This window comes from Fusibacter sp. JL298sf-3, from assembly GCF_053842995.1.
Map to the genome: position 1 here is coordinate 670,384 of NZ_CM132608.1, position 13,505 is coordinate 683,888.

10 protein-coding genes are annotated in these 13,505 nt (G+C 43.7%); 3 read left to right on the forward strand and 7 right to left on the reverse strand.

Annotated elements, in window-relative coordinates:
* Window positions 1-234 precede the first annotated feature (234 nt).
* A complete protein-coding gene (locus ACR6HW_RS03210) occupies window positions 235-978 on the reverse strand; it encodes a LytR/AlgR family response regulator transcription factor (protein WP_455729731.1) in 744 nt (247 codons plus the stop codon).
* 19 nt (window positions 979-997) lie between these two features.
* The gene (locus tag ACR6HW_RS03215; protein ID WP_455729732.1) at window positions 998-2,347 is read right to left on the reverse strand and encodes an ATP-binding protein; all 1,350 of its coding nucleotides are present in this window, start codon (window positions 2,345-2,347) and stop codon (window positions 998-1,000) included.
* A 280-nt stretch (window positions 2,348-2,627) separates the two neighbouring features.
* Between ACR6HW_RS03215 and ACR6HW_RS03220 the strand changes: the two genes are divergently transcribed.
* Both ACR6HW_RS03220 and ACR6HW_RS03225 read left to right on the forward strand, forming a co-directional pair.
* Complete coding sequence (locus tag ACR6HW_RS03220; RefSeq protein WP_455729733.1) at window positions 2,628-3,359, forward strand: LytR/AlgR family response regulator transcription factor; 732 nt, start codon at window positions 2,628-2,630, stop codon at window positions 3,357-3,359.
* A gap of 298 nt (window positions 3,360-3,657) precedes the next feature.
* Window positions 3,658-4,977, forward strand: coding sequence for an IS1380 family transposase (locus ACR6HW_RS03225; protein WP_455727928.1), 1,320 nt, complete (start codon window positions 3,658-3,660; stop codon window positions 4,975-4,977).
* A 286-nt stretch (window positions 4,978-5,263) separates the two neighbouring features.
* Here the strand turns inward: ACR6HW_RS03225 and ACR6HW_RS03230 are convergent, their stop codons facing one another.
* The 5 genes from ACR6HW_RS03230 to ACR6HW_RS03250 form a co-directional block, all read right to left on the reverse strand.
* Complete coding sequence (locus ACR6HW_RS03230) at window positions 5,264-5,548, reverse strand: hypothetical protein (RefSeq protein WP_455729734.1); 285 nt, start codon at window positions 5,546-5,548, stop codon at window positions 5,264-5,266.
* A gap of 161 nt (window positions 5,549-5,709) precedes the next feature.
* Window positions 5,710-7,026, reverse strand: coding sequence for a pyridoxal phosphate-dependent aminotransferase (locus ACR6HW_RS03235; protein WP_455729735.1), 1,317 nt, complete (start codon window positions 7,024-7,026; stop codon window positions 5,710-5,712).
* A gap of 170 nt (window positions 7,027-7,196) precedes the next feature.
* Entirely contained in the window at window positions 7,197-8,357 is a 1,161-nt protein-coding gene (gene iadA / locus ACR6HW_RS03240; RefSeq protein ID WP_455729736.1) for a beta-aspartyl-peptidase, read from the reverse strand.
* Window positions 8,351-8,617: a hypothetical protein gene (locus ACR6HW_RS03245; protein WP_455729737.1), complete on the reverse strand. Its 267-nt coding sequence runs from the start codon at window positions 8,615-8,617 to the stop codon at window positions 8,351-8,353. Before ACR6HW_RS03245 ends, iadA begins: the two co-directional genes overlap by 7 nt.
* A 76-nt stretch (window positions 8,618-8,693) precedes the next feature.
* Window positions 8,694-12,044 (reverse strand): hypothetical protein, encoded by a 3,351-nt coding sequence (locus ACR6HW_RS03250; protein WP_455729738.1) that lies wholly within the window; start codon window positions 12,042-12,044, stop codon window positions 8,694-8,696.
* Window positions 12,045-12,202: 158 nt separating this feature from the next.
* Here ACR6HW_RS03250 and ACR6HW_RS03255 point away from each other — a divergent pair, with 158 nt between their 5' ends.
* Window positions 12,203-13,429, forward strand: a complete 1,227-nt coding sequence (locus tag ACR6HW_RS03255; RefSeq protein ID WP_455727774.1) for a transposase — start codon at window positions 12,203-12,205, stop codon at window positions 13,427-13,429.
* The last annotated feature ends 76 nt before the right edge of the window (window positions 13,430-13,505 follow it).

The window sequence follows — 13,505 nt, forward strand, 5'->3', positions numbered from 1 at the left end:
ATGCACACATGTTCTCAACACCTCTTTTCATTTATTTTACAACGACCAATATACATGTATTAATAATGATACCATACCACCGTTGACAATGGTTTCATTTGGTGCGAACGTTACTCGAAATGACGTAGACGACTTTCAATTAGAAGTAAGTTTGCTAATCGCAGTAGATTGCTTACTTTTTAACAACGCCTCAAGCAGCTAAAGACGGCATACGCCATGCTTCCACCCTCAGGTCTATCTTTGAAAACGCGCACTGGCTTCTTGCCCAAAAAACCTGTCTAAGGCTTCTTTGATATGAGGTTTGAATTTGCGTCCAACGGCGAGCGCTTCACCATTGGACAACACGACGGTACCAGAGGTAATCTTGATAATTTTGGATAAATTGACCAATGTCGATCGATGACAACGGACGAACCCAGCATCGGCCAACTCGTCCGCAACCTTTTCTAACGTATGATAAAACGTAAAGACGTGCCCGTCGTCGGTCTTTACAGAAACGCGGCGTTTGTACACCTCAAAATATAAAATCTTCTGAATTTCAATCACGCGCGTCTCTTCCCCCATTTTTGCTATAAACATCCGATTTTTCCTATGTTCAATGGTTCTAAAGGTGCGATCGAGCACTTCAAAGAGCTTGTCCTCATACAATTTCTCTTTGAGAATATAGTGTGTGGGAAACACATCAAGCGCATCGAAAACATACGCCTTGGTATACGACACAAAGATAATGTTCATCATCGGGTTGACACGCTTTATCATTTTGGCGATGTCAATACCTGTCGTACTTGAAAATACGACATCGAGTAATACGATGTCGTATGTTGCCCACTGGCTCTCACAATTAAACAGCATCCTCTCTGGATCCTGATATTTTAAAATTTCTACCTGTAACTTCGCCTGAATCGCGTAAGCTGCGACTTTGTCGTATAAAAACTGTAAATCGTACGGATTGTCATCGCATATAAGTATTTTGTACATATACCTCTCTCATTGTTCTTTAGTTTGACCGCTGCCCAGAGTACTTGGCAATTTTAACTGTAAACACATGGGTGTCTTGATTCGCATCGACATTAAGTGTCGCACCGTATTTTTCTACCAAATGCGTTACAATTTTAAGGCCCTGTCCATGCCACAGCGGATTTTTCTTCGTCGTAACAAACCAATTGTCCCCGCTGAAGCCGCTGCCACTATAGGCATTTTCTATGGTGTAGATCAACCAGTTCTCCTTGTACTGAGTTTCTACACGAATATAACGCCGGCTTTCGTCATGAACTTTTAAGTTGGCTTCAATGGCATTTTGTAGCAAGTTGTTGGCAATACGAATCAAGTCGAACTCCGATACCGTCAGACGTTTGTCAAAGTAGACTTGTGCTTCAAAGTCGATGCCGTGCGCCGCGCACACTTCTTGCGCGTGATGGCAAATCGAATCTAAGATAACATTGTTGGAGTAAAACTCTGTCGGACTTGAAATATTGCTAATTTCACCTAGAAACTCTTCGATTAACGGTTTGTTCTCTTCAATACTCCGCGCATTGAGCAAATGCCCCAACACGCTTTTGAGTTTCTCGTAGTCGTGATTGAACTTTTTTAATGTGTCGACTTCTGTTCTTAAAGAATCGTAGTACTTTTTTTGTTTGATAATTTGGCTTTTAAGCAACGTGTTGTACTGCTCGTTTTCTTTTTGAAGCGCAGCGTACACCGCGTATTGAAAAAAGATGCGCAACGCCACAAAATTGGTAAAGCTGAGCCCCAAGAGCAAGAGCATTCTGACCACATAGTGCGAGGGGTCGACCATGAGTGACTGCATTACCACCATAATGCCAATGACGAGCACTTGCATCACCATGACTTGAAAGACAAATGTCTTCCCAAAGGTCAAATTCATCCCCTTTAAAGGTAAAAATATATACCGCTGAACTGCAAAAAAGATAAAATAAATCATCTCCTTGGCAATGACAATAACCAGTGGATACAGAAAGGGGTTCACCTTCAAAAGTTCTATACTCTGATTAAATAACAGAGCGCCAAGTGTCAAAAACACCGATTGAAGGGTATAGATGTAAAAAACCACTATTGCTCCTGTAAACAGCGCCTGCAAGGGGCTCACTTTTAAAAAAGTAAAAACCACAACTGTCGTGACCACCACTTGAAGCAACAAGAAGAAAAAATCGCTCGGTCTGACCATCCAATCGTAAAAGCCCACTGAAAACGTCAGCACGGCAAGTAGCGCAGCACCAACAGCACTCGAGTATCTCAACTTGAAGAAGATACTGAGCGCATCTAATACGATTTTGTGATAGAGAAAGCTAAATAAGAGACACAATATAATAAAAAAAGGAATTGACACGTGAACACTCCTGAAACATCCAATAGTTTGTGAACATTTTATACAAAATAAATACAAAATAGTGACGCTATGTAATGAATAGCATTTTTAAAGTCCCAGACGACACTTTTGGCAAAAATGTATATCGTAAAGTTTTAACAAGCTTCAAAAGTGGTATAATGATAACATATATAAAACAATCAAATATAAAGAGTTCATATAATTTTGTACTCATTATATAATAAATACGATACAAAAATCATCTTTTTTGGGGTATACGGCGAAATTTTGGGAGGCTACTATGATTAAAGTTGCAATTTGCGATGACGAAAAAAACATGCTGGCGTTTTTTGAGAAATTGTTCCAGTCTATTTCAATAACGCACGACTTGGCGCTGGATATCGACCTGTACACATCGGGCGCATCGTTGTTAAAGACTTATCAAACAAAACCCTCTCCTTACCACCTCGTTTTAATAGACGTCTGTCTTGAAAAGGAAAGCGGTATCTGCATCGCCAACGCCATTCGAAAATACGACGATGCTGTCGATATTGTTTTCGCCTCAAATTCCAGCGCTTTTGTGTTCGACGCCTTTGAATCCCACCCGCTTTACTACATACGCAAGCTCGAAGACAGTCGTGAGCGCATGCGCTCTATTTTGGAAAAGGCCGTTCTCAAGCGACTGCAAAACAAAAAAGCCTATTTGAGCTACGAAGTAGGCTTTACCACCTATGCCATTGATTTATCCACCATCCAGCACATCGAAGTCAAGAACCGTACGATTTACGTCTTTGACGACAAGAACAAAGAAATTGCACATTTCAACTCGAAACTGAGTGCCATCGAAGCTCAGTTGGAAAATCAAAATTTCATACGAATTCACCGCTCCTACATCGTCAATCTCGAGTACGCCATCTTTATGAAGTCCGATGGCTTCAGCCTTAAATCTGGACTCTTTATTCCCATTGGGCGCAAATACAAGCCCTATGTTAAAGATGCTTTTTTCAATTTTCTTTCAGACCACGCCTTATAGAAGAAGCTATCGGCACATTCGTCTTTTTTGTTAACATAGCACAGGCTACCGAATTGTTTCGGTAGCCCTTTTTTTAACAGCAAGCGTTGAGCCCAAAGACTTAGTAGGCGATTTGATTCTCTAAACCTGAATTATTCATGACGGTTCACGAAACACTCCCCAAAACCGCATAGTTACTGTGTTTTAGACTACTTTTGCTTTTCACTTATCAAGTGAAACCTAAATAAATAGAAGAAGAGCTCCAACTTTGTTAAAATGAAGTTACCACACTCACAAACTAACAAAGGAGAAACTCTTCATGTCTAGTGTAAGTTCACTTCAGCTCGAAAGCAATAGTAAAATCAAAATAAATTTCAATGGAGGCGATTTATCCTCCGATTCGGGGCTGCTTCTCATAAAAGAATTCGCCCATAAGTTTGGCTTCAATAAACACATCAGCCAGTTTGTAACGGACAAAAATGATAGCTTCCGTAAACACAAAGACCATCAAAATCTATCCCAGCTAATTTATCAAATCCTTGCTGGATACTTTAATGACAATGATGCAGACGAACTGACCAATGAACCTGTCTTTAAAAGTATTCTGGGTAAACAGGCTCTTGCCTCACAACCCACACTGTCGAGGTTCTGGAACCGTATGGATGGAGATACAGTCAAACAGTTTGAAGATATCATCCGTCATATGAGATCATCGGCCTACAGGACTAAAATGCCAGAACAAGTTCTGCTTGATCTTGATTCAACCCTACTTAACACGTACGGCAAGCAGGAAGGCGAAGGCTTTAATTACCACTATCAAGCTCATGGATATCACCCCTTACTCTGCTATGACGGACTCACTGGAGATCTTCTCAAAGCAGAGCTTCGAGATGGTACCGCCTATAGTTCTACAGGCGTCTGCGAATTCATGCAACCTTTATTAGATGAATACTTTACGAAGTACCCTGATGTCCATCTGTTCCTCCGTGGAGACAGTGGTTTTGCAACACCAGACTTGTACAAACAGTGTGAAAGCAATGGTGTATCCTATGCCATACGTTTGAAAGCAAACAAAATACTGTATGCTCACGCAAAACATTTGGATGATGAAATAACCGAAGCTACAAAGGATAACATGATTGATTATGTGGTCCGTTATGATGAGTTCTTGTACCAAGCCGGTAAATGGGACTATCCTAGACGGGTTATCGTCAAGGTCGAGAAACCGTACAATCAGCTAACCAATCAGTATGCCTTTATTGTGACCAACATGGATCTCAGTCCTGAAGAACTAATTAAGTTCTATCGACATCGAGGCACCATGGAAAACTTCATCAAAGAAGGTAAAAGTGGCTTCAACTTTGCATCAACGCCAAGTAAGGACAAAGTCGTTAATGCGAATCATCTACTGCTCCATGTCCTAGCATACAACCTATTTAATTACTTTAAACGATTGGTATTACCTAAAAGCATGAAGAAAATGTTGATAGATACCATTCGATTGAAGCTGCTCAAAATCGCATCAAAGGTTGTTAAAGCAGCAAGATATATTCATTTCAAACTGTGTAGCAGTTGTCCATACAAGAATGAGTTCTATGAAATTCTTGAGAACATCCGTCGACTTCCACAGTTGGAATAAACGTAACTGATGAACTTTGAAATCTGAAAATCGAGAAAAGTATTGTCCACAGGATAAGTCTGCCCATTTTTAGGTGATAAACAGGAAGACGTCTTCTATGATAAGCATTATGAAGCGCAAAAACTTAAATCCGCTCGATTTTTGGTGATATCATGGGTTCATGAATAATTCAGGCTAAAGGCATATCAACTGTTTTTATCATCGTAAAATCTGCGCCCTGCAGCTTCCTTTGTCTCAGTGGCTGTGTGATTAGCCGATACACAGCTTTCTCACTCTATTGCCCGCCTTAACTTCTTCCGGAAATCTCATAGACTTCCACCTGACCGCTCAAAGGACTTTCTTTAAGTTTGGCAAATGCTGCTTCTTGATCCTGCGCTCTGATAATCATATAACCACTGACGCCATGTGATGCCGCTTCACCGGTCAGTGCGCACCCAGACTGCAACGGGGCACCACTGTCTACAATTGAAGCTTCATGCGCCTTAAACCAAGTCATCCACGCTTCCATGTCGCCTTTCTCAGAAGCTTCATCAGAGGAACACATAAAATTTAAAACCAAGTATTGCTTCATTACTACCTCCTTAAAAAAACACAAAATCGCCTAATATATTATACGTCATATTGTATAAATAACCATAAACAACGCGTAGAAAACAGCTTTTCTGATGTAAACAGCAAAAAAGTCTACCCTTGGGGTAGACTTATAAACAGTTTATACGAGTTTTCTATTACCTATCTTTGTGCTTCAAACTGACGGAGCAGCTTCACAAAGAGTTCTGGAATTTTGGCCAAGTTTTCAGGCGATTCCACAAACGAAATACGGAATTGAGTGCTCCCAGGGTTCACATCGCCTTTTGCAATGTCGTAGAAGCCTTTCATCGGCGCTACGAGCAATGTGGTCTCCACGCCGTCAATTGTGACAGCGCCTTCTCCGGCACAATAGAGCACGAACTCAATTGCATCAAATCCCGGCTTCACGACATTTCTAACATCGACTACTGTGTAAATCGATGCGTCTGGACTAGACACAATGAGCCCCGGTTCCAACGCCTTTAAGCCGTTGTACACTTTTAAAATATGCTCTCTGTAATAAGTCTTAAGCCCTTTACACCAATCGGCGATTTGCTCTTTGGATTCATGCGCCAATCCGCCAAAAATGTACTGTCCAATGACATTGGCACAGAGGTTCGCAGTGTACTCTGCTACTGAACGGTTGTGAAACTCCGGATTGTCAGTAATCACAGCACCGATTCTAAGACCACAGGCGTTCCATACTTTTGAAGCGGTCTCGACGCTGATTCTTCTACCTTCTATGCCCGGTACAACAGCATCTGTCAGTCCCCAGATACTCACGAGTTTCTGTGAATCGTCGTAGTAGAGTTCACGGTAAGCTTCATCGCTCACCATCCACATATTGTATTTAACACACAACTCTGCGAGCTTTGCAAGCGTTTCGTAATCGTATAGTTGGCCTGTCGGGTTGTCGTAAGGAATAACGAGCAACGCTCCCGGCTTATGTGTCTTAATCGTCTCTTCAATTTTATCGAATTCAGGAAGATTAAATTTACCGTCTTCTTCTAGGTGTCGCTTAACGGTAATGGTTTTGCGTCCGAGTCTCTCGGCAAACGAAATGTAGTTGGTGTACGCCGGATCGATCATCATAAGCGGTCTTTCATCTGTTCCCGCAGGCCCGCATAAACCGATTAAGAGCAACTCCATACCCGCTGAACCACCATCAGTAATTTGAACGTTGAGGTTCTCAGTGTCAAAGCCTTCACAAGCTAAGATGTTTTTAAATGCATCTTGACATTCCTTTGTCCCCGCCGTTGTTGAATAGCGTACGACGCCGTTTGCAAACGGACTCTCAGGTGCACCGAGTTCAAACATTCTTTTTTGCATAGCCGGATTTGTCGGCAAGGATACGTTCCCAATCCCGACATTGATAACCGCTTCCGGTTTCACTTTGCGCTCTTCATACTTCATTTGAGCCAGTCTGACATCTGATGGCTTTCTCGATTCAAAGTGGGCAGAGAGAATTGGTTTACTCATAATTAATCTCCTTTTTTGTTGTATTAGGAACCCCCTATACGCAATAGTTATTTCCTTAGAAATTCAAGTACACTGTCTTTGTGTTCACAACGTACTCGGCGTTCCTCTACCATTGTACCATTACCTTGAATCGACTTCACGCTTTTTATTTTGAAATGTTTTAAATAATCTTAATCTTCTTGGTAAAATGTGCTGTGACATGTAACACGCCCAGATTGCATCAACGGGGTCCCCATAGCGTAAACACTATCAATCGACAGGTCTTTTGGCGCAATCAGTAGACAATCGGCATCCCCACCAACCCTCAACCGCCCCTTTTGAGACAACTTGAGCACTTTTGCAGGGGTAGACGTCACCGGTAAAAGCGCCGTGTCAATAGAAAAGCCATGTGTCACCACCAGCGCTTTAAAAGCCGCGTACAACGTCGATACTTTACCGATTCCAAGACCCAAAAAAGCCCCTTCTGTCGAAAACTTAGGCAGCGACCCCTGTCCGTCTGATGAAAACGTCATCTGCCCATAGGGAACACCACTGGCCACAGCCCGCGCATACGCTTGGTGAGCAGAGAGCTCTCCAGATAAAGCCGCCGTTGTAAAGTCGATATAGCCGCCGTCTTTCGCATAATCCAGCGCCTCATTATAGAGCACTTCACTTCTATTGGTATGCGTCGGTAAGAGTTGGGTTATCGGTACATCAGATGCCGCAAGGGCCTCTACAATTGGCCGAAACCCAGCTTTGCCGTCGCCGAGATGAATGTTGACGATACCGGATTTCCCCGAAAGCATGCCGCCGACGCGCGCATCGGTGAGCACTTTGACAACCGCTTCACCAGATGGTGCAGAGCCCCTGTGGTCCGATAACGCAATTTCGCCGACGCCAATAACCGGTTCGATCATCAACAGGTCCTTTTGTACGTCCCCTGTAACAGTTACCGGCGGTACCCGATAAGAGCCTGTATACACATAGGCGCTTACACCCTCTTCCCTGAGCCCATAAGCTTTAGCCACAAGGGCCGACAACCGTCGGGTGACGCCATCTGTTCCGAGACAGCCGACAACCGTCGTCACCCCAGCTTCTATTAAATCTTCAAGTACGAGCTCCGGCGTCCGCGTCTTGTAACCGCCCTCCCCGCCACCGCCGAGAAGGTGCACATGGTTGTCGATAAAGCCCGGAACCATTAAAAGACCGCCTGCTTCTACCGTTGTAACAGGCATTCCCTCAACCGCTATCTCCTCTTCAATTGCGGCAATGCGCCGATCTGCAATAAGCACATCCTTTACACCAAGGGGTTCAGGCGCATAGACCGTAGCACCTTTAATAAGTTTTAACATAACGCTTTCCTTTTCTTCATAGATAAGTAGAAGAGACAACTCCCCATGGCAAACAACCCGCCACCTAATATTTTAATGAGGCGTTCATTGCCAGATGACAAGTACAAGGTCGTTGGCTTATCGGCACCGCCGATACTATCGGCGCCGTCTGTTCGGCGGTAAGCAAAATGCGTTCCCAGCGCCAACAGTCGACCATAAAAGAACAAAAAAGCACCTAAAAAAGTTATCATAACCGTACAAAATACTTTCAACTTTTGCATAACACACCTCCTATAGTGCTATTGTACCACAGAAGTGCGAATTGTTTGACAGGCGTCTTGCCTACGGGACAGGACACTACTCTTCTGTCTTAGGCTGAACATACACTTGGTCGTAGATATTTCCCGTGATGTCGATGTCTTCAATACGCGCTTCTTTCTTTACGGCGCCCTTTTCTGCATACACCACAGCGTAATACGGCGCTCCCGCTCGCCTGTCTTCCCAACTCACCGTATGGTCTGCCAGCGGAAGAATATACGTCGCTTTGTAACGCCCTTCGCCCTCGTGTGTCATCTCAAGCGGGAAGTCCACGCGATACCCCACCATCTCCTCATACGCATACCGCTGGCCCTGAGGGTTTATATAGTGCATGGCCTCCAGCGGAGACGACAGCCGAAGCGTCACTCGATCCGGATTCCCGATGACCTCAGCTGTAAACACCACCTTCTCAAGACTTAAAAATCGATGCGGTTCCACGCTCATCTGCTTGCCGAACATATCCTTTTGACCGCGCCAGTGGTTCCAGTAACCGCTGACGTCAAACGATGTGATTTTCAGTTGTTCGACCCGCTCGTACACCACGTCCTGCGCCGTCTTACCACTTGGCGTCTCCGTTGTAAACACATAGGTATAAAGATCCGCCGGCATCGACGGCGTCGGCGTCACTTCTACACGCCAGACCTGATCACCTGACGGTAGAACGCTTTCCAGCGTCATCGGATAACGACGCTCGTAAGGTGTCCCCTTAAAGCATACCACCGATGTTGCACTGGAATACTTTCCGGTACGCGCCTTTAGTACCCCCGGATCGCCTGTGGTCAATACGGGAACCGTCCCTTCCACGAACACCGGCGTGTTCACTGTAAACGGCAAAATGACAGTCTCTGAGACATACGGTGCCGCTTTGGACTTTGCCGTTACCTTAACGCTGTAGGGACCGTCTGGAAGGACTGGCGACAAGTGTTCTTCAAAAGGTACCCAGTTGTATTTATCGCCTCTTATGTTATATTTTGTCATGTCATTGTCTAAAAATAACGCCATGTCACGCACCTTCTCATTTCGGCTGTTCATCAGTGTCAACGACACCTGATGGCCTCTATGATAACGCGTTACCATGTCATATACGGTGACGGCCTCACTTGCCGGTACACCGCTGAGTGGAAAATCACTTCTGAGTTTTGCCCACAACCGCATCGGCGGTTCGTTCTGAAGTGTAAAGGTCATACGGGCTTCGTCCGACCACACCCCTTCAATGTCTTTGACAATATAGATGACTTCGTAACTGCCTGCGGCGAGTTCATCCGGAATCGAGTAAACCCACTGGTTGTCGCCATCAGTCTTTCTGTAGCGAATGCGGCGGTCTCTAATCCCTTTCTGTGCGTCGCTGTGTTCATGATCTCGGTCATAAGATAAATCAACCCACGTGGTTTTGTAATGTTGTTTTGTAGAATCGTAAACCCAGTCCAGTTCAAACTTGGCAATAGGTTTGCGGTGCACGTAAATGAACATCTTTTCGAGGTTTGAATCCTCCGTATACTCTGGCTGTTCTTCAGGTGTATCTTTTATCTGACGCATGACGGTGTATTTGCCCGTCTTGCTAAAGGACTTTTTAACGGCGTCTGTAAAAGGCGCTGTTTCTGCATCTTTGCCGGTCCCCGGCTCTTGCCCCATTGGGTTATCGTAATACTCCGCCTCGTGCACGTATTTAAAGCCGTAGACGTCTATGGGGTCTTTCTCGTCGTCAAAGTCTGTGTGCATCAGTTTAAAGGGTTCGCCGACGAGCAGCAGCTGTGCGTTTAAAAAGGCATTTTCTTCTGCAATAATATCGGTGATTTCGCCGAGGATTTCGTCTACCGGCTTCGACCCGTCTACAAAGTATTTGTGCCCAGGGTATGCAGCCTTCAGCGTAGGTTTTCCCACGAGGATGACTTTACTCTTCCCTCTGGCCATAACGGTGTCGATGTCCGCGCGGTTATTGAGTTTATCGTCTGCAAAATAAACGAGGTATTTGTCAGAGTCCATTCTAAACTTTCCGGCATACGCTTGTTTGACGTATTTGTAAAGCGTACCCTTGTAGGTGCCGGTATAGTGGTAATCCGTAACTATAACATCGTAAGGCCGAGTATCTGTCCATGTTTTCGTTACTGTACCTGAATAATCAGCTGTTCGCCACCATCTAAAGCCTCCACTCCCTTCGATTATCTCGGAGTCGTAGTTGTAATATGTTTGAGTGAGTGTACCAACATAACCTCCAGAATTGTAACTTATAGAACTCGGTAACCCATTTGGGTCACTCTCCCCCCAAAAGCAGAATCCGTCTTCACTTCTTGTGGTGGTTTCCACCTTAGAATGTGAATCTGTATAGGATTCATATCTTGTTTCCGTTCTTTTTACCTCATTCATTACTTGATTCACCCGAGGTATCACTCCTGAGTACCCCTCAACAGTGAACTCACTTTCCAGTGGGGTTTGTTGATTGACCTTCGTAATTTCTTTCTCGACGTACTTTTCATAGACATAAGTGTGTAAGTCCCAGTGATACACATTGGCGTGCAGCCCTGTTTGTCTAAAAGTGTTCATCCAGTCCACGCGCTTTTCTACAAGCGAATCGTTAAGTTTTCTTTTAATTGATTCGTCAGTAAGCACTGTAACATCCACTTTTGGGAACTCTATTTCAATATCCGTATAAAGCCGCGTCATCGGCGCAAGGTTGGCCACGTAAAACGGCCTTTCTACAGTTGCCGTGCGTTTGTCCTCTTCTGTGATAAATTGTTCAAGTGTCGGCTGGCCAAAGGCTTCTTCCACATAAAAGACAATCTTGTAAGCGCCGAGTTTTGGCGGTACATAACTTTTGTAGTCCTCATAGTTGCCTTCTTCCACAAGCTTTTCAGGAATGCCGTCATCATCTTCATCAATGTAGATTTTATAGGTGTTTACAGATAAAATGTCTTCATCGAGGCTAGCCGGTTCGTAAATGAACTCAAGAGCCTCATTTCTCGGCAACGTCCAGTTCCAGATATTCGCTACAATATCCGGCGTAATATCGGCAATCACGTAGCGATGGTACTCGGCTTCATCCTCGTGATAATCCGCAGGAATGTCGCTACGCTGGATGAGATCGGGCCGAACGTTCATTTTAACTTTCAACTTCGACGCTATCTCTGCCGGCTCTTTCACGATGAACGTCTGAAGCTTGTCAGTTTTAGCTGCGAATTTAATCGCGCTGTTATCGCCACTTACATTAACCGTGTCAAAATACACCGTATCGACACTGGCACGGTCTAACACATACTGCGGATGAAGCTCTGAAGACGCTTCTTTAAACTTGATGGTTCTATTTTCTTTAAAGGTGCCATCGGTTTTGACAAAGGTATGTGGCTTAGTGCTGTATACATGAATATAGCTGTAATGGTCAACTACAATTTCCAAAACGTCCTCATACTTAGCGATGTATTTGAGAAAATTGCATAATTTATAACCGTTGATTTAACAAGTTTTTAAAGAAACAAAAAGGAAACTTCACCCCAAACGTCGAATTATATAAGTGGCAGCAAACACAATCCAAACGAAGGAGGAAGTTTCCACTTATGTATATTCGACAAACATGTCTATTTTCCTTTGAAGAAATTATGAACTTTCAGCAAGAAACGAAATTGGAATTAATTCTTGCTCAGATCAACATCTCACCTTTGGTTGCGGCATTATCTAAACAGAGTCATTTGAGAGGTCCAAAAGGTTACAGAGTCGCACCGATGATTTACGCATTAATTGCTAAGCAAATTCTGAGAATTTCGACCACCAGCGAGTTGGTGAGACAGTTGAAAGAGAACCCAGTGTTACGTTATAACTGTGGTTTTGAGGTGTTATCCAAAGTACCATCAGAAGCCACTTTCAGCAGATTCGCAGATAAGCTGTCAGAATCAGATGCGTTGCTGAAACTATTCGGTGATTTAGTTGTTCATGCTAAAGAATTAGGAATTGTTGATGGTAGTCATATTTCAATAGACTCTACTAAGGTAGATGCTTTCGAAGCCTCAAAACCAAAGAAAGATATTGTAGATGACGGCACCAACCCAAACTGGGGAATGAAGCGCGATACTCACGGTAATAACATTCGTTGGTTTGGATGGAAACTTCATATCCTGAGCGATTCATACAGTGAATTACCACTTTCAGTTATGGTAACACCAGCGAATGTTCATGATGGAACAATTGCAGTTCCACTGATTGAAGAGTTTCTAAAGCAGTATAGAGATCTGTTTAGACCATTGTTCTATGCGATGGACTCTGGATATGATTATAATTCTGTCTATGATGCAGTAATAAATCACTTTGAAGCTACTCCAATCATAGCCTACAACCCAAGAGGCAGTCACGCCGCCCCAGAAGGGTTAGATGATGAGTTTCATCCAGTCTGTTCTGGTGGTTACAAACTCGTTTATTGGGGGATTGACGGCGATTACATGAAATTTAGATGTCCACAAGTACTGGGGAAATGTAACTGTCCACATGGGAGTGCATGGTGTTCATCAAGCAATTATGGTTATACGCTCAAGATAAATCGTAAAGAAAATCCAAGACAAATCGGATATCCGTTAAGATCATCTGATCAATGGAAGACTCTATACAACAAGCGAACTTCTGTTGAACGTTGCAACGGTCGACTAAAGACGATTTTAAATTTGAATTCAATCCGGTCTAAAGGTATCAAGAAAGCAACTGTTCATGCGTTGTTAAATTGCATTGCGTTGGTTGCAGGAACCATCGCTTCAAAAGTTAAAGTAAACAGAAATGAGGAACTCTTAGTAGCATAATGAACAACAAAAGATTGAAATTTGAAAGCATGGCAGGGGCTGTTACTTAGGATTAAGCCTTTTTCTCAAATTATCG